Annotated in this window: 19 protein-coding genes; 9 read left to right on the top strand and 10 right to left on the bottom strand. The window is 60.4% G+C overall.

The annotated features are described in order from the left end of the window. Positions 1–14 precede the first annotated feature (14 nt). Complete coding sequence (locus F0P96_RS07110) at positions 15–2,159, bottom strand: S9 family peptidase (protein WP_151078140.1); 2,145 nt, start codon at positions 2,157–2,159, stop codon at positions 15–17. Between the two features lie 175 nt (positions 2,160–2,334). Here F0P96_RS07110 and F0P96_RS07105 point away from each other — a divergent pair, with 175 nt between their 5' ends. From F0P96_RS07105 to F0P96_RS07095, 3 genes are all read left to right on the top strand, one after another. Then, the gene (locus F0P96_RS07105; RefSeq protein ID WP_151078139.1) at positions 2,335–3,246 is read left to right on the top strand and encodes a LysR substrate-binding domain-containing protein; all 912 of its coding nucleotides are present in this window, start codon (positions 2,335–2,337) and stop codon (positions 3,244–3,246) included. Positions 3,247–3,323: 77 nt separating this feature from the next. Further along, the gene (locus tag F0P96_RS07100) at positions 3,324–4,352 is read left to right on the top strand and encodes a YeiH family protein (protein ID WP_235917414.1); all 1,029 of its coding nucleotides are present in this window, start codon (positions 3,324–3,326) and stop codon (positions 4,350–4,352) included. Between the two features lie 195 nt (positions 4,353–4,547). Continuing rightward, positions 4,548–5,261: an RluA family pseudouridine synthase gene (locus F0P96_RS07095; RefSeq protein WP_151078138.1), complete on the top strand. Its 714-nt coding sequence runs from the start codon at positions 4,548–4,550 to the stop codon at positions 5,259–5,261. 9 nt (positions 5,262–5,270) lie between these two features. On the opposite strand, the gene F0P96_RS07090 is transcribed toward F0P96_RS07095, so the two are convergent. Continuing rightward, positions 5,271–6,740, bottom strand: coding sequence for a hypothetical protein (locus tag F0P96_RS07090; protein ID WP_151078137.1), 1,470 nt, complete (start codon positions 6,738–6,740; stop codon positions 5,271–5,273). Between the two features lie 193 nt (positions 6,741–6,933). Here F0P96_RS07090 and rplM point away from each other — a divergent pair, with 193 nt between their 5' ends. The 5 genes from rplM to F0P96_RS07065 all read left to right on the top strand — a co-directional run bounded on the left by rplM (position 6,934) and on the right by F0P96_RS07065 (position 9,983). Further along, complete coding sequence (rplM, locus tag F0P96_RS07085; protein ID WP_151078136.1) at positions 6,934–7,386, top strand: 50S ribosomal protein L13; 453 nt, start codon at positions 6,934–6,936, stop codon at positions 7,384–7,386. A gap of 49 nt (positions 7,387–7,435) precedes the next feature. Continuing rightward, a complete protein-coding gene (rpsI, locus tag F0P96_RS07080) occupies positions 7,436–7,822 on the top strand; it encodes a 30S ribosomal protein S9 (protein WP_151078316.1) in 387 nt (128 codons plus the stop codon). 18 nt (positions 7,823–7,840) lie between these two features. Beyond that, positions 7,841–8,608 carry a 30S ribosomal protein S2 gene (rpsB, locus tag F0P96_RS07075; protein ID WP_151078135.1) on the top strand — a complete coding sequence of 256 codons (768 nt, stop codon included), beginning with the start codon at positions 7,841–7,843 and terminating at the stop codon, positions 8,606–8,608. A gap of 157 nt (positions 8,609–8,765) precedes the next feature. Next, on the top strand, positions 8,766–9,605 hold the full coding sequence (gene tsf, locus F0P96_RS07070; protein WP_151078134.1) for a translation elongation factor Ts: 840 nt from the start codon (positions 8,766–8,768) through the stop codon (positions 9,603–9,605). Positions 9,606–9,671: 66 nt separating this feature from the next. Next, the gene (locus tag F0P96_RS07065) at positions 9,672–9,983 is read left to right on the top strand and encodes a hypothetical protein (protein WP_151078133.1); all 312 of its coding nucleotides are present in this window, start codon (positions 9,672–9,674) and stop codon (positions 9,981–9,983) included. Here F0P96_RS07065 and F0P96_RS07060 read toward each other — a convergent pair. The 4 genes from F0P96_RS07060 to F0P96_RS07045 are packed head-to-tail and all read right to left on the bottom strand — an operon-like array spanning position 9,980 to position 13,239. Next, positions 9,980–11,032 carry a DUF3089 domain-containing protein gene (locus F0P96_RS07060; RefSeq protein ID WP_151078132.1) on the bottom strand — a complete coding sequence of 351 codons (1,053 nt, stop codon included), beginning with the start codon at positions 11,030–11,032 and terminating at the stop codon, positions 9,980–9,982. The two genes, F0P96_RS07065 and F0P96_RS07060, sit on opposite strands and share 4 nt — an antisense overlap. Positions 11,033–11,040: 8 nt before the next feature. Beyond that, the gene (locus tag F0P96_RS07055) at positions 11,041–12,168 is read right to left on the bottom strand and encodes an SHOCT domain-containing protein (protein ID WP_151078131.1); all 1,128 of its coding nucleotides are present in this window, start codon (positions 12,166–12,168) and stop codon (positions 11,041–11,043) included. A 32-nt stretch (positions 12,169–12,200) separates the two neighbouring features. Further along, the gene (locus F0P96_RS07050; RefSeq protein ID WP_151078130.1) at positions 12,201–12,944 is read right to left on the bottom strand and encodes a hypothetical protein; all 744 of its coding nucleotides are present in this window, start codon (positions 12,942–12,944) and stop codon (positions 12,201–12,203) included. Positions 12,945–12,987: 43 nt separating this feature from the next. Further along, positions 12,988–13,239 carry a hypothetical protein gene (locus F0P96_RS07045; protein ID WP_151078129.1) on the bottom strand — a complete coding sequence of 84 codons (252 nt, stop codon included), beginning with the start codon at positions 13,237–13,239 and terminating at the stop codon, positions 12,988–12,990. 134 nt (positions 13,240–13,373) lie between these two features. On the opposite strand from F0P96_RS07045, the gene F0P96_RS07040 reads away from it, so the two are divergent. Beyond that, positions 13,374–13,559: a hypothetical protein gene (locus F0P96_RS07040; RefSeq protein ID WP_151078128.1), complete on the top strand. Its 186-nt coding sequence runs from the start codon at positions 13,374–13,376 to the stop codon at positions 13,557–13,559. Between the two features lie 72 nt (positions 13,560–13,631). On the opposite strand, the gene F0P96_RS07035 is transcribed toward F0P96_RS07040, so the two are convergent. The 4 genes from F0P96_RS07035 to recA all read right to left on the bottom strand — a co-directional run bounded on the left by F0P96_RS07035 (position 13,632) and on the right by recA (position 18,032). After that, positions 13,632–14,807, bottom strand: a complete 1,176-nt coding sequence (locus F0P96_RS07035) for a sensor histidine kinase (protein WP_235917413.1) — start codon at positions 14,805–14,807, stop codon at positions 13,632–13,634. A 117-nt stretch (positions 14,808–14,924) separates the two neighbouring features. Further along, positions 14,925–15,635 (bottom strand): response regulator transcription factor, encoded by a 711-nt coding sequence (locus F0P96_RS07030; RefSeq protein ID WP_235917412.1) that lies wholly within the window; start codon positions 15,633–15,635, stop codon positions 14,925–14,927. 100 nt (positions 15,636–15,735) lie between these two features. Then, on the bottom strand, positions 15,736–16,578 hold the full coding sequence (locus tag F0P96_RS07025; protein WP_151078127.1) for a DUF3108 domain-containing protein: 843 nt from the start codon (positions 16,576–16,578) through the stop codon (positions 15,736–15,738). Positions 16,579–16,943: 365 nt separating this feature from the next. Continuing rightward, complete coding sequence (gene recA, locus F0P96_RS07020) at positions 16,944–18,032, bottom strand: recombinase RecA (protein WP_151078126.1); 1,089 nt, start codon at positions 18,030–18,032, stop codon at positions 16,944–16,946. Between the last annotated feature and the right edge of the window lie 39 nt (positions 18,033–18,071).

The following is an 18,071-nucleotide window of genomic DNA, read 5'->3' as shown; positions in this document are numbered from 1 at the left end:
GATCATCGGGGCCTTTATTTGGCCATTCCGGTTACCGTTTCGGGCTTCAGCGTGCGGGCCAGCCAATCGTAAAACACACGTTTCCAGAGCACCGCGTTCTGGGGCTTCTGAATCCAGTGGCCTTCGTTGGGGAAGTACAGGAAGCGGCTGGGAATGCCGCGCAGCTGCGCCGAGCCAAACGCCTCCATGCCCTGGCCCTCGGGCACGCGGAAGTCTTTACCGCCGTGAATGACGAGGATGGGCGTATCCCAGTTGCCCACGAAGCGCTGCGGGTTGAACTGCGTGTAGGTGCGGTAGATGCTGGTGTTGGTGGTGGCTTTCCGGTCGCCATTCACCATTTTCTCCACGTCGGCGGCCTGCTGCAGCTCGTTGGGCGAGGTAATCTGCGACCAGGGCGCGCCGCCCAAATCGTGGTGGGCGAAGAAAGTTTCCTCGGTCGTCGGGTACCAGCTCGTCAGGTCGAACAAACCGGCGTGGGCGATGAACGTCTTGAAGCGGCCCTTGTGCTGGCCGGCCAAGTAATACACCGAGTAGCCGCCGTAGCTGGCCCCCACGCAGCCGCGCCGGTCCTTGTCCACGTAAGGCTCCTCCGAGATTTTATCGATGGCCGAGAGGTAGTCCTGAATCGGCTGGCCGCCCCAGTCGCCGCTGATCTGGTCGTTCCACTGCCGGCCGAATCCGGGCAGGCCGCGGCGGTTGGGCGCCACCACAATGTAGCCCTGCGAAGCCATCAGCGGGAAATTCCACCGGTAGCTGAACGCCTGCGTGATGGGGCTTTGCGGGCCCCCTTGGCAGTACAGCAGCGTGGGGTACTTTTTCTTCGGGTCGAAATCGGGCGGGAAGATGACGTACACCTGCATTTGCTTGCCGTCGGTGGTCGTCACGCGGCGGTTTTCCACCTTCACCGGCTTCACGTTGCCCAACACATCTTGGTTGAGCTGCGTGAGTACGGTTTCCTTGCCGTTTTTCAGGTTCACGCGCACCACTTCAGCGGGCGTGCTGAGGGTGGTGCGGTTGCAGATGGCCGCGTCGGCGCCCACCAGCTCGAAGGCGTTGTAGTTCTGGAGACCCTTCGTCAGCTGGCTGATTTTACCGCCCTTGCTGGGCACCGAAAACAGCTGTTCGGTGCCTTCCACCACGGCCACGAAGTAAATCGTCTTGCCGTCGGGCGACCAGCGCAGGTTGCCGGCGCTCAGCTCCGAGCCTTTCGTGATGTCCTCGTGCTTGCCGGTGGCCAGGTTGTGCACCACAATCCCGTTGCGGTCCGACTCGAAGCCCGGCGTGGCCATGCTCAGCCAGGCCACCTGCGTGCCGTTGGGCGAGAAGGCCGGCTCGATGTCGTAGCCCTCCATGCCCTTCGACAGGTTCTCGGTGGCGTTGTTGCGCAGGTCGTAGAGGTAAATGTCGGAGTTGGTACTCACGGCTTCGGCACGGCCCGAGAGCTTGCGCGAGGTGTAGGCCAGTTTGTAGCCGTCGGGCGAAAAGGCAAGCTGCTCGGAGCCGGCCAGCGGCCGCACCGGCGAGTCGAATACCTCGCCTTCCTGCACGTCTTTGCCGTAGCCGGTGAGCTTGCCGTCGTTGGCCACGGGCTGAAAAAACACGTGCGAGGCTTTGTCATCTTCCCACGAAGTCCAGTGGCGGTAAAACAGGTCGTCGTAGAGCTTGGCGTCGGCTTTGGGCAGGTCGGGGTAGAGGTCCTGCAGGCTCTTGCGCACCTTCACGTCCTGGGTATACAAAATGAATTTGCCGGTGGGCGCGTACTTCAGGTTCGAGAGGCTTTCGTCCTGAAAGTCACTGATTTTTGTCTTGCCCGAGCCGTCGGCGTTCATCGCGTAGAGCTGCGTGCTGCCGCCTTCGTCGGAGAGGAACGTCAGCTTGCCGTCGGGTCGCCAGTTGAGGGTGTTCTCGCTGGCGGGCGTGGTGGTCAGCTGCTTCACGGCGCCGCCGTTCACCGGCACCGTGTAAATATCGGCGCTGCCTTTGTTGACGTTCAGGTCGTAGCGCGTCACGGTGAAGGCCACGGTTTTGCGGTCCGGCGACACCTGCATTTCGCCCAAGCGGCCCAGTTGCCAGAGCAGTTCGGGCGTGAGGAGTTGCTGTTGGGCCGACAGCGGGAGGGAAGCGCCGGCCAAAGCGGCCAGCAGCAAAGATTTTTTCATAAGACCAGGCGGGAAATCGGATAAGCAAGGTAGCCACTAACGGCCGAAGCCCGGCAACAAGCGTTGAGCGGGCGGCGCGCTGATTTCGCTCAGGAGGCCAGGCAGGCTTCCACCGAAGCTCGCCCACGCGGTTTCGGCCAACCGGGAGTGCGGCGTTCTATTCTACCTTGCGGCCATGTCCGATTTTCGTTTGCGCGTGTTTCAGGCGGTGGCGCGGCACCTGAGCTTCACCAAGGCCGCGCAGGAGCTGTTTGTCACCCAGCCGGCCGTCACCAAGCACGTGCGCGAGCTGGAGCGCAGCTACGGCCAGCGGCTGTTTGAGCGGCGCGGCAACCGCGTGTCCCTCACCGAAGCCGGCCAGCTGCTGCTCGCCTACGCCGACCGCGTGGCCGACCTGCACCAGCAACTCACCGAGCAGCTCCACGCCCTGCACGACACCGCCGCCGGCCGTCTGCGCCTGGGGGCCAGCACCACGCTGGCGCAGTACATCATTCCGCCCATTCTGCCCGGTTTTCAGGCCGCCTACCCGCGCGTCGAGCTGACCCTGCTCAACGCCAACACCGAGCAGATTGCCGACGCCCTGCTGCGCGGCCACATCGACTTGGGCTTTGTGGAAGGCCAGGTGAAAAACCGCGACCTGCACTACGAACTCCTGCTGCACGACGAGCTGGTGGCCCTGCGCCGGGCCTCGGCCGCTGGACCGCCTGCTCAGCCCGTGCCGCTGGCCGAGGCACTGCGGCACCCGCTGGTGCTGCGCGAACGGGGCTCGGGCACACTGGAAGTGCTGGAGTTTGCCCTGCGCGAACATAAAATCAAGCTCGCCCAGCTGTCCGTTGCGCTCTACCTCGACAACACCGAGGCCATCAAGTCCTACATCGAAGCCTCCGATGCGCTGGGGTTTGTGTCGAAGCGCGCCATTGGGAAAGAAGTAGCTGCCGGCCGCCTGGAAATCGTGCCGGTGCAGGATTTGCACCTCTCGCGCCGCCTCGATGCCGTGTGGGTGCAGGGCCAGCCCCTGCCGCAGCCGGCGCAGCGCTTCCTCACCTACGCCCACCGGCAGTTGAGCGACGTGCATAACCAGAAGTAATAGGTTATAAGTATTTGTGATTATCCAACGGCTGGTAATCAGCGTACTTTTGGCGCCCCTCTTGCCGCCGAAGAACCGTGAAGACCGCCCACCGCATAACCTACCAACCTTCCCCAGCCGACCACGCCCGCAGCCGGTTTGCTGCCTCGCTCACCCGCCCGTTCCACTTCGGCCGTTGGCTCGTTACGCCGCAGCAGGTGCTGTTTGGCCTCACGCTGCTTTTGTGCCTGACGCCGTGGGGCTCCCCGCCGCTGGCTTTGGCGCTGGGGCTGACGGTAGCGCTGGTTTTCGGCAACCCGTTTCCTGCTCAGAGCAAGCAATACACCAGCAAGCTGCTGCAGTGGTCGGTTATCGGCCTGGGCTTCGGTATGAATGCCAAAACCGCGCTACAGGCCAGCCAGGAAGGACTGCTGTTTACCGTGGCTTCCATCATCAGCACGCTCACGCTGGGCTACTTCGTGGGGCGCTGGCTGGGCGTGTCGCGGCGCACTTCGCACCTCATTGCCAGCGGCACCGCCATCTGCGGCGGCTCGGCCATTGCGGCGGTCGGCCCGGTGGTGAAAGCCTCGGAAGAGGAAATGTCGGTGGCGCTGGGCACGGTGTTCGTGCTCAATGCCATTGCCCTGTTCCTGTTTCCGGTGGTCGGCGAGGCGCTGAACATGAGCCAGAATCAGTTCGGCTTGTGGGCCGCTATTGCCATTCACGACACGTCGTCGGTGGTAGGTGCCGCCAGCCACTACGGCAACGAAGCCCTACAGATTGCCACCACCGTGAAGCTGGCCCGCGCCCTCTGGATCATTCCGGTGGCACTGGGCACGGCGGTGCTCTTCAAAACGCCCGGCACCAAAGTCAAGCTGCCGTATTTCATCCTCGGCTTCATTGCCGCCATGCTGCTCGTCAGCTACGTGCCGGTGCTCAAGCCCGTGGCGCCGCTGCTGGTGGGCCTGGCCAAGCTCGGCCTCACCGCTACGCTGTTTCTGATCGGGGCGGGCCTGTCGACGAAAGTGCTGAAGGCGGTCGGCGCCAAGCCGTTTATCCAAGGCGTGCTGCTCTGGGTCTTCATTTCGGTCGTGTCGCTGTGGGTGATTCTGCACACGGTGGCGTAAATACCCGCAACTGCTGCCCTTCTTTTGCACGGAGCCACAACCCAATAAGTTGTGGCTCCGCTATTTTTGCGGCACCAACTCGTACGCTGCCTTTGTTCAGCTAGTCTTGCCGATGCAGCAATGCCTGCAAGGTCGGCGTCATCCGCGCCAGTCGCATCTGCGGCACCCGCGCCCCATCCGCGTCATCTGCGATTCATGAAGCTACCTGCTTTTCAAGACCTCATCATATTCGAAAACGAGGACTACCTCGTCATCAACAAGCCGCCGTTTCTGGCCACGCTCGACGAGCGGGTAGGTGGCGCACCCAATATCCTGCGCCTTGCCCGCCAGCACTACGACGACATCCAGGCCGGCCACCGCATCGACAAAGAAACCAGTGGCGCCCTGGCCCTGGCCAAGCACCCCGAGGCCTACCGCAACCTGGCCATGCAGTTTGAGGACCGCAAGGTGCAGAAGGTGTACCACGCCGTGAGCTGGGGCGTGCACCACTACGAAGGCCTGCGCGTGGAGCGCAGCATCGAAACCACCACCAAGGGCAAAGCCCGCCTCGCCTTCAACGGCAAGCACGCCGAAACGCTGGTACGCACCCTCGAAACCTTCGCCCGCCACACGCTCTTCGAGTGCATGCCCATTACCGGCCGCATGCACCAGATTCGCCTCCACCTAATGTACCTGCAGGCGCCCATCGTGGGCGACACCATGTACGGCGGCGAGGACTTCTACCTCTCGTCGCTCAAGCGCAAGTTCAACGTGAAGCAGGGCGACGAAGAGCAGCCCTTCATCAAGCGCTTCGCCCTGCACGCCTACCAGCTCACCTTCGCCGGTCTCGACGGGGAACCCATCAGCGTACAGGCCGACTACCCCAAGGACTTCCGCGTGCTCGTGGATACGCTGCGCCAGTACAGCTAAACGGCCAGGCTAGCGTTTCTCGAACACGGCCATGTGGTAAGTGCCGTCTTCGGGGTGGCGCGCATCGCGCGGCACGCTACCTTGCCACCGCAGCCGGTACGCCGGCGACTCGCTCAGGTGCTTTAGCTGGGTGCCGCCTTCCATCACGGCAAACCAATCGTCCCACACCACCAACGAGCCGCTCGGCAACGGTTGCGCGGGGTTCAGCTTTTCGATGTGGTGCCGTTGCGCTTTATCAAACGGGTCGGCTTCCAGGGCCAGGGCCACCAACGGATGTTCAAAGGCGATGGGCGGGTTGCCGGCCGGGTAGGTTTGGTCGATCCAGCGGGCGGCTTGCTCGGTCAGCCGCTGGTCGGGCAGTTGCTGAAAATCGGTGCGCCAGCGGAAGCCGTTGCGGGCGCCCGTGAGCGGGTAAATGGCCACGGCCAGCACCACCAGCGTGGCCGCGTAGTTGCGCAACGCGGGGCGGTGCAGTTGTCGGCTCAGGGCGTCGAGGCCGTGCAGCGCCACCAGTGCCATAAGCGGCACGATGCCGTTGAGCACCCGAATCATGCCAAACGAGGCGAAAATGCCCAGCCACCAAAAGAGGCTGTGGGCTGCCCCGTACACGAACACGTTGCCGTACACCAGAAACAGCTCCCGCCGAAACGCCGCCGGCCGCTGACGCTGGCAGGGTCGCAGCCACAGCAGCACTTTGGCGCCGATGCCCGCCGCAAACAGCCCCGTGAGTGCCCAGCCAATTACTTTCGGCGTGCTCACGACGAAATGCAGCAGCTCCCCCGAGCCGTAGCGCGCCGCTTTATACGGATAGGCGTTGCGGGTAAACATCCACCAGAAGTCGTGGTAAAACAGTCCGCCAATCAGGCTGAATACCACAAAGCCGATGCCCAGCTTGGGCAGGTGCCGCCATTGTTGCGTGAGGGCCAAATACACCAGCCACACGCCCAGCATCAGGAAGCCCTCGGAGCGCACCAGCGGCAGAAACGAAACCAGCACCGTGCCCCAGCCCACGCGCCGGCCGGCCGTGAGTGCCGCCGCGCACACCAGCACGGTGCTAAACAGCGGTTCGGTAAGCCCCGAAAACTGGGCTCGAAAATAATCGGGCGCGGCGTAGGTAAATACGATGGCTAGCCACGGCCACGGCAACTCCAGGCGTCGTGCCAGCCGGTAGGCCGCCCAGGCGGCCAGCGCCACGGCCCCGCAGTTGAACAGCATGATGCCGCGAAAACCCGCTTGGGCCGGCAGCACCGTCAGCAGCACGTACACCGGCTTGGCCCACGAGTGCAGAAAGTTTTCGGGGTGCTCGAAGGCATAGCGCGCGAAGAGGTAGTGCGCAATACTGTCGCCCGAATCGTAGGTGGTTTTGGTGAAGCACGCCACCGCCACTGAGAGCAGCAGCAGCGCCGCCAGCAGGCGGCGGGCCCACCAATCATCGGTACGCGGAGGAATAACAAAAGAAGCTGCGGCGGCTTCGGGCATGAGCTAATGGGCTAAGTACAAAGCTCAAAGATACCGCAAAAGTCCAAGCCGCCCGGTACAATTCTAGGCTACTGCATTGCAACTCAAGCAAAAAGGAGTAACTTTGTGTCCGTTTTTCCCGGACCCTGTGCCTTCTTCGCAGAGTTTGTGGCTGATTCGTAAATACTTACCCAACCCTCAACCCTCTTGATCCATGGATCATCTGAGCTTCAAGACGCGCTCGGTGAACAAAGCCTCGGCCGATAAGGCCTGGGTCATTGTTGACGCCAGCGACAACACGCTCGGACGAGTGGCCAGCCAGATTGCCAACATGCTGCGTGGCAAGCACAAGCCCTCGTTCACCCCCAACGCCGACTGCGGCGACAACGTCATTGTCATCAACGCCGACAAACTGCGCGTGACCGGCAAGAAACTGACGGACAAAATCTACCTGCGCCACACGGGCTACCCTGGCGGTCAGCGCAGCATCAACCTGCGCGACAAGAAGGCCAAGAACTCGGCTTCGGTTATCGAGCACGCGGTGAAAGGCATGCTGCAAGGCAACCGCCTTGGCGCGGCCCAGTTCCGCAACCTGTTCGTGTACCCCGGCGCCGAGCACCCGCACCAGGCCCAGCAGCCCACCACGGTTTCGCTGACCAACCTCTAAAAAACAGCGTTGCCCTTTGCCGGGCCGCGTTTCATTGATTCGTCAACTCATGGAAATCATCAACACCTCTGGTAGAAGAAAAACCTCGGTGGCTCGCATCTACGTGCAAGCCGGGCAAGGGAATATCACTATCAACGACCGGGACATGAAGTCGTACTTCAGCAACGAGCTCCTGGAAACCATCGTCAACCAGCCCTTCACCACGCTCGATGCCGTGGGTAAGTACGACGTGCGCGTAAACGTGCGCGGCGGAGGCATCAGCGCCCAGGCCGAAGCAATTCGCCTGGCCATTTCGAAGGCCTTGGTTGAAGAAAACGCCGAAACCCGTCCGGCCCTGAAGAAGGAAGGCTTCCTGACCCGCGACCCCCGCATGGTGGAGCGCAAGAAGCCGGGCCGCCGCAAGGCTCGTCGTTCGTTCCAGTTCTCGAAACGCTAATCCAGAGGAATTTTCATTATGGCTCAGTCCATCACCTATAAAGACTTGCTGGATGCCGGTGCCCACTTTGGTCACCTTACCCGCAAGTGGGACCCGAAAATGGCGCCGTACATCTTCATGGAGAAGAACGGCATCCACATCATCGACCTGAACAAAACCTTGGTGTCGCTGGACCAGGCCTCGTCGGCCATCCGCAACATTGCCAAGTCGGGTCGCAAGATCATGTTTGTGGCCACCAAGAAGCAGGCGCAGGAAATCGTAACGGAAGAGGCCAAGCGCCTCAAAATGCCGTACGTGACCGACCGTTGGCTGGGCGGCATGCTCACCAACTTCGCCACCGTGCGCAAGTCGCTGAAGAAAATGAGCACCATCGACAAGATGGTGAAGGAAAACACCGCCTACGCTGCTATTGCCAAGCGTGAGCGTCTGATGCTGTCGCGTGAGCGGGAGAAGCTGGAGCGCGTACTGGGTGGCATTGCCGACCTGAGCCGCCTGCCCGCTGCTCTGTTCGTGGTCGACGTGAAGCGTGAGCACATCGCCGTGAAAGAAGCCCACAAGCTAGGTATCCCGGTGTTTGCCATCTGCGACACGAACTCGAACCCCGAACTCGTTGACTTCGCCATTCCGGCCAACGACGACGCCTCGAAGTCGGTAGCCCTGATCGTGGGTGCTATCAGCAAGGCCATCGAAGAAGGTCTGTCGGAGCGCAAGGTGGACAAAGAGGACGCTGACCGCAAGCAGGCTGACGAAGAAGCCATCCAGGAAAAGCAGAACGCCGACGAATAGGTCTTTTGTAGAAGTGAGATTTTAGAAGTTAGAAGTTAGAGACCTGGAGAGTGTACTTCTTTTCAGCCTCGGCTTCTAACTTCTTCTTGCTTTTACCGGCCCGGTGGGCTTTCCGCATCATTCTAACATCTAAGTTCTCAACTCTCAGATCTACACAATGGCAGCAATTACCGCCGCAGACGTGAACAAGCTGCGCACCATGACCGGTGCGGGCATGATGGATTGCAAAAAAGCGCTGGTAGAAGCCGATGGCGACTTCGAAGCCGCTCGCGACATTCTGCGCAAGCAGGGCCAGAAAATTGCCGACAAGCGTTCGGACAACGCCACGTCGGAAGGTTTGGTACTGGCTAGCGTGAGCGAAGACGGCACCAATGGCAAGCTGATTGCCTTGGCTTGCGAAACCGAGCCGGTTTCGAAAGTAGCCGACTTCAAAGCCCTGGCTCAGCAAATCCTGGACGCCGCCGTGAAAACCAACGCCGGCACCAAGGAAGACCTGCTGGCTTCGGCCCAGGCCGATGGCCGCTCGCTGCAAGACCACATCACCGACCTGATGGGCAAAATCGGCGAGAAGCTGGATGTGGTGGCTTACGAGAACATGACCGCTGAGAAAGTAGCCTCGTACATCCACTCCGACAACAAGAAAGGCGTACTGGTGGGCCTGAAGAACGTAGGCAACGCCGACGTGGCTGCCGTAGGCCGCGACGTAGCCATGCAAATCGTAGCCATGCGTCCCGTAGCCGTTGACAAAGACGGTGTGGATTCGGCTACGGTAGAGCGCGAAATCGAAATCGGCAAAGAGCAGGCGCGTGCCGAAGGCAAGCCCGAGGCCATGCTGGAGAAAATTGCCCAAGGCAAGCTCAACAAGTTCTACAAGGAGAATACCCTGCTGAACCAAGAATTCGTGAAAGACGGTTCGCTGACCATCGCCCAGCTGCTCGACAAAACGTCGAAAGGCATGACGGTATCGGACTTCAAGCGTGTGGCTATCGGTGCTTAAGCATCATTAACCACAATTCGAAAGCCCGCTGGCATTGCGCCAGCGGGCTTTTTTGTTATTTGGCATATGACTGACCACGAGAAAAGCGCTTATCGTTACTTGCTCTACGATTTTCTATTGAGCATTCGTACTACTCCGACGGATAACCATGCAGATGTTTGGACTGTCGAACAGCTGAAGAGTTACAGCAATTACACGGGTGCGGTGGCTTACCTATTGCACAACTTAGCCTTGGCCGCAACAAATGATTTCGCCGGATTCAATGAGCAGCACTTCTGGCAAAGCGTAGATGCATTCAATAGCAACTATCCAAACATTGCAATAAACCATCTGCGTCAGGTTTTTGACGACCAGCTAGCTGGGTCTCAGCAAGGCTAGTTACGTCGCTGCCACGCTTGCACCCGCGCCAGGGCGTTGCGGCGCAGGTTCATGTAGAACAAGCCGTAGTCGACGATGTGGAAGGAGTGGTGCAAGGCCGGTTGGCCGGGCAGCAGAAAGCGTGGGTAACCGTTGCCTTCGGGCGGGTGCACCCATAGCACGCCGTTGTGAATCTTGGCGTCGGCTTTCTGCGGCTCGATGCTCTCGAAGTCGTTGGGTACGCTACCGCGGTTTAGCGTTGCGGGGGCCGTGGTGGTATCCATCGTCCAGGTAAGCGGATTGACGACCACGGAATGCTGCCAGGGCGCAAAACCGTGGCCCCATTCGGCAGCATTCCACGTTACGTAGCAGCCGGTTTGCAGCGAATCGGCGCAGGGCTTCAGGGCCTGAAAGCTGGTGGCGGGCACATTGAAGCCGATAAGGTAAGCCGCGACCAAGCGGCGGCGCAGGGCCGGGTCACGGTCGAAGAACTCGCGCAGCAGGCGTTTGGCGTGCTGGGTACCCTGGCTGTGGCCCGCCACGATGATGGGGCGTTTCTGGTTGTAGTGTTTCAGGTAGTACTGGAACGCCGAGCGCACGTCCTGATACGCCAGTTCCAGGGCCTGCTGGCCGTTGGCGGTGCTGTCGAAAAACGACATGAGTGTGGCCTGCCGGTAGCGCGGTGCGTAGATGCGGGCGGCCGCGTTGAACACCGAGGCCTGCTTTCGGATGGAAGCGCGGTCGGTGAAGCTGTTGAGGCGGTCTTTTCGCGGGTCGGCGTTCCACTCGCGCCGAAACAGCGTGGTGGGGTGCACGAAGAACACGTCGGCCGCGGCTTGGGCCTGGCGGTCCTGTAGCGTACTGCCTTCGGGCACTTGGTCGGCGGCATCGGCGCGGGTGGGCAGGGCGGCCCAACTGTCGGGCTGGCTGTAGTCGAGGGCGGAGGCGGGAATGTCGTCCTCGTCGGCAAACTCGTGGTGGGGCTTGATCAGGTTGATGCACCCGCTCAGCAGCAGGCAAGCTACCACGAGGCTATACCGCAAGCGGAAAAACAGCTGCAGAAAGGGCATGGATGGAGTTATTGGGCGGGCGGCACGGTAGCCGGTGCTGGTTGGGCTGCGTCGGTAAACGTGTTTTCTAGTAGGCGCTCCTGCCGGAAATACGTGAGCTTGCCGTTTTTATCGAGCCGCGCCCGCACTTGCGCCACAGTCTGCTGGTACTGGTTGCGCGACTTGCGCAGGCTCTTGCCGCGCTCTTGGTATTGCACCATCACGGTACCGTCTTCAGCCACGGGGCTGATTTGGAGCGTGCCGGGGTCGTAGCTGATCTGGCTTTCGAGAAACTCTGGGAAGTGCGAGCGGTTCAATTCCTCTTCGATGGCGGCCGGCGTGGTGTTCTGCAACGTATAAAACCGCTCTACTTGGGGCGCAAAGTGCTGCGCTGCGTTAAACGGCGCAGCTTCCATGTCGGCATACAAAGCCGAGAGAGCGCGCTGCACACGGACTTTCACCGCGGCTTCTCCGGCAGCACTGTTTTCGGCCGACGCCTCCGCAGTGCCGGGGGCAACAGCGGGAGTTGTTGCGGCAGCCGAATCGGTAGCAATGGGAATGGCGGGTTGCAGGCGCACGGTTTCGGGAGCCGCTACGGGCGGCAGTTCCAGCTGCTCGGCCTGGGGGCCTTCTTCCACAGCTACGGCAGCCGAATCGGCGGCGGTGAGGGTGGTGCTGGCCAGCCGCTCCGACTCGCGGTTGCCCAGCATTAGGTAGGCCGTGAGGGCCAGCAGCAACACAATGCCGCCCACAATGAGCACGGTAGCCAGCGGTTGTTTGCGCTGGGGCTCGGGCTCGTAGGCGTCTTCAGTGGAAAAAACAGCATTGGGCGTGGCCGACTCGGTGGGCGTGTAGTGCACCGGATCCATAATCACGGGTTCCAGCTGCGGCTGGCCCGGCTCGTCTGCCAGCACCGGCGGCAGCAGCGGGTCGTCGACAGGAGGGGGAATCACGTGCGGCTCGGCGCGTGGGGGTGCGGGCGGGGGAGTAGGCGCAGGCGGTGGCGTGCTAACGGTTGGGGCGGAAGCAGGCGTTTTCTCGTCGAAAAGTAGCTTGCGTTTGAGCGTTTCAAATTCTTGCGGCGTGATGGTGCCGGCATCAAGCCATTCTTTGAGTTGGCGCAGCGTGTCGAGGGGCGACGGATTGGTGTTGTCCATGGGTGATGGTGGGGCCGGGGATGAGCCGCAGACTATTTACGGTCGAGGCCGGCCAAACGGTCACGTCGGCGCTGCAGCAGGGTTTTTTGGCGCTCCAAAGCGGCCGTGCTCTGAACCAGCTTTTCCTCGTCGTCCTTCACGCGGGCTACGTTTTTCTCGTTTTGCTGCTGAAGCTGTTGAATTTTGGCCAGGTTACTGGTGGTGTTTTCCTGGGTGGTTTTGATGTCTTTCTCCAGCCGGACTTTTTCGTTCTGCGCCGCTACCAGCAGCTTTTCGGCTTCCTGCACCTGTACCTTGTAGAAGTAAGCGCGCGATTCGCGGGCGAAGTTGTTGACGATGGTGCGCAGGGCCGCAAATTCGGAAGGGGTGCGTTCAGGGTCGAGCCAGGTTGTGCCGTTGTCGAAGGACGCAAATACTTGCACCTCGGTGGTGGTATCGGAAGGCGCTACCACGTTGGCGTAAAAATCGATGAGCTTGCCCGATACGCTGGAAACGGGCGTTTGCTTGGCCGTCAGCACGTCTTTGCTGCCGCCGATACCCAACACGCCGCCGGTCTTGAAGCGGATGTTGTAATTCTCTTTCATGAAGTCCTGAAAGTATTCGCGGACCAGAGCCGTGCTGCCTTCTACCTGTACTTTCAAGGCCGGCCGTTCGCGGCGGTCTACGTTCACGGTGCTGGTGCGCACGTCGTATACCTGGGCTACGGCGCGGCTGCCAGGGGCAAGGGCCGCAATGGTCAGCAAGAGGCCCAGCAGGTGGGAGAGTGGGGTTTTCATCGGTAAGAACCGTTGGGAAAAATCGTGAGAAAAAAGTAGGCTGCTAGAGCAAATCGTGGCGCTCCAGGGCGGCCTGCAGGTCGTCGCGCATGTCGGCAAAGCGGCGCACGGCGGCGGCCACAAAGGTGTCGTCGAGGAGTTGGCGCATTTCCTCGTCGCCGCCCACTAGGTCCAGCTCGCTCACTTTGTAGGTTTGTTCCAGCATGCCCTTTTCGAGCTTAAGCAGATACTTGCCGTTCCACGCCAAGAGCGTGATTTTGAGGTCGGGGTGCGGAATATCGGCTACGTGGCGCATGGCGAAGGGAAAATACTGGGACGAAGATACCAAGCTGGGGTAACTCCCGGGTCTGGTCAGCTTCAACCCGCGCGGAGGAATTGCGTACACAAACGCGTTGCTGCGCATTTCCACAACCTAACCGTTTTGTAGTCATGCCACAAGGAGATAAATCCAAGTACACCGACAAGCAAAAGCGCCAAGCCGAGCACATCGAAGAAGGCTACGAAAAGCGTGGCGTATCGGAAAAAGAAGCCGAAAGCCGCGCCTGGGCCACCGTGAATAAGCATGATGGCGGCGGGAAAAATCCCGGCGGCTCGGGCCGCAAGTCAAGTAAATAGCAAGCTGCGCCACTCACCCAATGAAAAGGCCGTTCCTGTTTCGGGAACGGCCTTTTCTGTGCTCAGCAGGTATCAGTCGCGCACCGGCGCTTTGGGTTTGGCCAGCTTAAATTCCAGCGTGGTGCCCTTGCCGACGGCGCTGCGCACCCGGATGGTGGATTTGTGCGCCTCCACAATGTGCTTGCTAATGGCAAGGCCCAAGCCCGAACCGCCCGACTCGCGCGAGCGGCTTTTGTCGATGCGGTAGAACCGCTCGAAAATCCGGCGCTGGTGCTCTTCCGGAATGCCCTCGCCGTCGTCGTACACCGCAATGCGCACGCTCTTGCTCATCTCGTGCAGCGTTACGGTTACGTGGCCCTGCTCGCGGCCGTACTTCAGGGCGTTGTCGATGAGGTTGATGAGCACCTGCCGGATGCGGTTGCGGTCGGCCAGCACACGCACGCCTTCCAGGGGCAAGTCGGCAGGCAGCAGCTCAAGGGTCATCTGACGCTTGGTGGCTTTCAGCTCCAACTGCTCGAAGATTTCCCGCACCAGCAAGGCCAGGTCGAACGTTTGGCGGCGCATGCGCACCACGCCTTTTTCGAGCTGCGAAATCGTGACCAAGTCCTGTACCAGTGCGTCGAGGGCATCGAGGGCAGAGGCGGCTTTCAGCAGGAATTTCTCGCGGATGAATACCTCGTCTTCGCCGGCGTCGAGCACCGTATGCACAAAGCCTTGGGCCGCGAAAATGGGCGTTTTCAACTCGTGCGACACGTCGGCCAGGAAGTCGGAGCGCAGGTGCTGGAGGCGACGCAGCTCGTCGATTTCCTGCTGGCGGCGCTGGGCCATGTCCAGGATTTCGTCGCGCATGCGCTTGAGCGGGTCGGGCCGAAACAGGAACTTGTTCGAGAGCCGCCGAAACTCCTTGCGCTTCACGTGCTCCAACCCGGCGTAGATGTTGTTGATTTCTCGAAACAGCAACGCCTCAAACGATAGATACACCAGCAGGAAGCAGGCCGCAACAGTAATGCCGCCCGCCAGCACCGCCTGCTGAAATGGTAGTTTGGGCGCTAGGTGCCCATAAAACGTGAGCACGCCGCCCACCAGCAGTGCAATGAGGATGGCAATGCTGCGGGACGAAAGATTCAGGCGGAACACGAAGGGCAACGACGATTCATGAGCTGAAAATACCTCTTCCTGCGCGTGCTGACGCGCCGAAAGCCGCGCAACCCCGCGGGCCGGCGCCGTAGCATGACGGTTGATTTTCACCTCAAAAGTCGCAAATCGTCAGTTAGCAGTTCCCAGTTGCCGGTTGCGAATTGGGAGTTGCGGGAAGCTACTACCACTTCACAACGGGCAACCGGCAACTGGGAACTGGCAACCGAATCAGTTATCGGCGTTGAACTTGTAGCCGACGCCCTTGATGGTCTGGATATGATGGTCGCCTACTTTCTCGCGCACTTTGCGCACGTGCACATCCACGGTGCGGGCCAGCACAAACACGTCGTTGCCCCAGATGTTCTGCAGCAGCTCGTCGCGGCCGAATACCTTGTGGGGCGAGGCGGCTAGAAACGCCAGCAACTCAAATTCCTTCTTCGGGAGGGAGATTTTGCGGCCTTCCTGGTACACGGCAAAGCCCGTGCGGTCAATGCGCAGGCCGTTGATGTCGATGACATCGGATTGCGGCGTGGCGGGCTCCAGGTCGCGGCGCACCACGGCGGCGAGGCGGCTCATCAGGGCGCGGGGCTTGATGGGCTTGGTCAGGTAGTCGTCGGCGCCGGCTTCGAAGGCGGCTACTTCCGAGAATTCCTCGGCGCGGGCCGTCAGAAACAGGATATAGGTGTCTTTGAAGCGCGGCTGGGCGCGCAGCTCGCGGCAGGCCGCAATGCCGTCGAGGTGCGGCATCATCACGTCGAGCAGCACAATATCGGGGGCAAATTGCGGGGCTACTTCCAGGGCCTTGCGGCCGTCCGAGGCCGTGGCCACCTCGTAGCCTTCCTTGCGCAGGTTGTACTCCAGCAGTTCCACAATGTCGGGGTCGTCGTCGACTACCAACACTTTGTACACAGTAGATGCGGAAGCAGAGGGCTGTTGCACGGCAGTAAGCAGCTAAGCGGAACGAACACGCGTTCCGCCGCAAAAATACCGCTAAGCCTGACAGCGGGCGTGTTACGTTTTTGTGACCTCCGCCGCGCGGCTACTCCTTCACCAGCGCCAAGCGGTTTTTTAGGCCGCTGTACTTGTACATATCCACCTTCACCGAGCCCACGAACATTTCGGCCTCGAAGAGCACCGGAATCTTGTTTCGGTCGTCGGAGAAATACACGGAAATAGCGTCTTCGCCGCGGAAAAGCTTGTTTTTGGGCATTTTGGGCGTGAGGCGAATGGCACGGATGGTGCCGGCCTTGGTTTCCACGTTCTGGCGGCCCTTGTAGGTCACCGTCATGTCGAACACCTCGTTGTCGAAAAAGCCCTTTACGTTCACCTGGTCGCCCACTTTGCGGTTGCTGAAATCGACGGTGCGCAGGAAGTAGAAGCCGCTGACGAGGTCCTGCACGTTGTCGGGCACCTTGAAAGTGCTGCGCTTCACTTCCTTGTCTTTCTTTTTCGATTCCACGTCCACCATGTCGCGGGTGTGGTCGAAGTCCACGGTTTCCTTCTTGCGGTAGTTGTTTTCCTCGATGTTGCGGAAGAAACGCTGCGGCAACATGCTCGTCGTGTCGATGTAGGACCGCCACGTGTCGCGCACCTTCAGAAACAGGTCGAAGGAGCCGTTGGTACGCCCCGTCACGGTGGCTTTGTAGCAGGGCCGGTCGTTGATGCGGTGCAGGTCGTCGGATACTTCAATCACGGCCTCGGCGGCCGTTATCAGCCCATAGTGCACTTTGTAGCGTATTTCTTCGCCCCGTTTAAAGCTTTCGTTGCGTACCGCCCGCGGCACCGTGTCGTTGGGCGAATAGGCCGTGAGGCCCAGCACGGCCAGGAAAAGCAGCGCAAGGGGAAGAAACAGCCAGCGGCGTGGGGTGAGAAAGGGAAACACGCGGGAAACAGAGTGAGTGGAGGCTGGCCCTACGCAAAGCGGGTGCCAAGCAAATATAACATGCCGCCAAGCCAAGCGGAAGCGCCGCCGAATCCTGACAAGTATGTACCGCAACGAATATTGATTCGGTTTCCGTTCGGTTGCTAAGTAGAAGACTGTCAGAGTGAAATTGTATGGCCGAAAAGTATAGCACGCTTTCGATATGTAGCGCGAGCTTTCCGGTCGCGTAGCCCCGAACGATAGCCTGATACCTCAATACCTACCCTACAGTCCGCGAACGGAAAGTAGCGCTACATAGCACGAATACCAACAAAAAAGCCCGCTGCACATTGTGCAGCGGGCTTTTCGTTTCTAAAGAAGCAAGCTTAGAGCGTGTCTTCGCCGTCTTCGGGGCCACTCATGTCCACCGGAATGGCGGCGGCTACGGCCTCGGGCTCACCCTTGGCTTTCTGCCGCACTTTGGCTTCGATTTCATCAGCCAGCTCGGGGTTGTCCTGCAGGATAGTTTTCACCCCTTCGCGGCCTTGGCCCAGGCGGTTGCCGTTGTACGAGAACCACGAGCCCGACTTCTGGATGATTTCCATGTCGGTAGCCAGGTCGAGGATTTCGCCCACTTTCGAAATGCCCTCGCCGTAGATGATGTCGAACTCGACCACTTTGAAGGGCGGCGCTACTTTGTTCTTCACCACCTTCACCTTGGTGCGGTTGCCGGTCACGTTGTCCTTGTCTTCCTTGATCTGGCCGATGCGGCGGATATCGAGGCGAACCGAGGCGTAGAATTTCAAGGCGTTACCACCGGTTGTGGTTTCGGGCGAGCCGAACATCACGCCGATTTTCTCGCGCAGCTGGTTGATGAACACGCAGCAGCAGCCGGTTTTGTTGATGGTGCCGGTGAGCTTGCGCAGCGCCTGCGACATAAGACGGGCGTGCAGGCCCACTTTCGAGTCGCCCATGTCGCCTTCCAGTTCACCTTTCGGTACCAGCGCGGCCACGGAGTCAATTACGCAGATGTCGATGGCACCCGACGAAATCAACTGGTCGGCAATTTCGAGGGCTTGCTCGCCGTTGTCGGGCTGGGCGATGAGCAGGTTGCTCGTGTCGATGCCCAGCTTCTCGGCGTAGCTCTTGTCGAAGGCGTGCTCGGCGTCGATGAACGCGGCCACGCCGCCTTTCTTCTGCGCTTCAGCAATCATGTGTAGGGTCAGCGTCGTCTTGCCCGACGATTCCGGCCCGTAGATTTCAATCACGCGGCCGCGCGGCACGCCGCCGATGCCCAAGGCAATGTCGAGGCCCAGCGAGCCGGTGCTGATGGCGGGAATATCCACCACTTTGTTGTCGCTCAGCTTCATGACGGTGCCCTTGCCATAAGCCTTGTCCAGCTTGTCCATGGTGAGCTGGAGAGCCTTCATTTTCTCGGCGTTTTGGTTCACCGTTTTGTCTGTGGTTGCAGCCATGTGTGCGTGCGTTGGGAAGATATGATGTAGGTTTGAATG

The organism is Hymenobacter busanensis (assembly GCF_008727865.1).
Lineage (GTDB): Bacteria > Bacteroidota > Bacteroidia > Cytophagales > Hymenobacteraceae > Solirubrum > Solirubrum busanense.
This window is presented reverse-complemented; position numbering and strand designations above follow the sequence as displayed.

Bases quoted from the DNA above. Each gene is read 5' to 3' on its own strand.
- F0P96_RS07110 (WP_151078140.1), bottom strand. From the start codon at position 2,159: ATGAAAAAATCTTTGCTGCTGGCCGCTTTGGCCGGCGCTTCCCTCCCG.
- F0P96_RS07105 (WP_151078139.1), top strand. From the start codon at position 2,335: ATGTCCGATTTTCGTTTGCGCGTGTTTCAGGCGGTGGCGCGGCACCTG.
- F0P96_RS07095 (WP_151078138.1), top strand. From the start codon at position 4,548: ATGAAGCTACCTGCTTTTCAAGACCTCATCATATTCGAAAACGAGGAC.
- F0P96_RS07090 (WP_151078137.1), bottom strand. From the start codon at position 6,740: ATGCCCGAAGCCGCCGCAGCTTCTTTTGTTATTCCTCCGCGTACCGAT.
- rplM (WP_151078136.1), top strand. From the start codon at position 6,934: ATGGATCATCTGAGCTTCAAGACGCGCTCGGTGAACAAAGCCTCGGCC.
- rpsI (WP_151078316.1), top strand. From the start codon at position 7,436: ATGGAAATCATCAACACCTCTGGTAGAAGAAAAACCTCGGTGGCTCGC.
- rpsB (WP_151078135.1), top strand. From the start codon at position 7,841: ATGGCTCAGTCCATCACCTATAAAGACTTGCTGGATGCCGGTGCCCAC.
- tsf (WP_151078134.1), top strand. From the start codon at position 8,766: ATGGCAGCAATTACCGCCGCAGACGTGAACAAGCTGCGCACCATGACC.
- F0P96_RS07065 (WP_151078133.1), top strand. From the start codon at position 9,672: ATGACTGACCACGAGAAAAGCGCTTATCGTTACTTGCTCTACGATTTT.
- F0P96_RS07060 (WP_151078132.1), bottom strand. From the start codon at position 11,032: ATGCCCTTTCTGCAGCTGTTTTTCCGCTTGCGGTATAGCCTCGTGGTA.
- F0P96_RS07055 (WP_151078131.1), bottom strand. From the start codon at position 12,168: ATGGACAACACCAATCCGTCGCCCCTCGACACGCTGCGCCAACTCAAA.
- F0P96_RS07050 (WP_151078130.1), bottom strand. From the start codon at position 12,944: ATGAAAACCCCACTCTCCCACCTGCTGGGCCTCTTGCTGACCATTGCG.
- F0P96_RS07045 (WP_151078129.1), bottom strand. From the start codon at position 13,239: ATGCGCCACGTAGCCGATATTCCGCACCCCGACCTCAAAATCACGCTC.
- F0P96_RS07040 (WP_151078128.1), top strand. From the start codon at position 13,374: ATGCCACAAGGAGATAAATCCAAGTACACCGACAAGCAAAAGCGCCAA.
- recA (WP_151078126.1), bottom strand. From the start codon at position 18,032: ATGGCTGCAACCACAGACAAAACGGTGAACCAAAACGCCGAGAAAATG.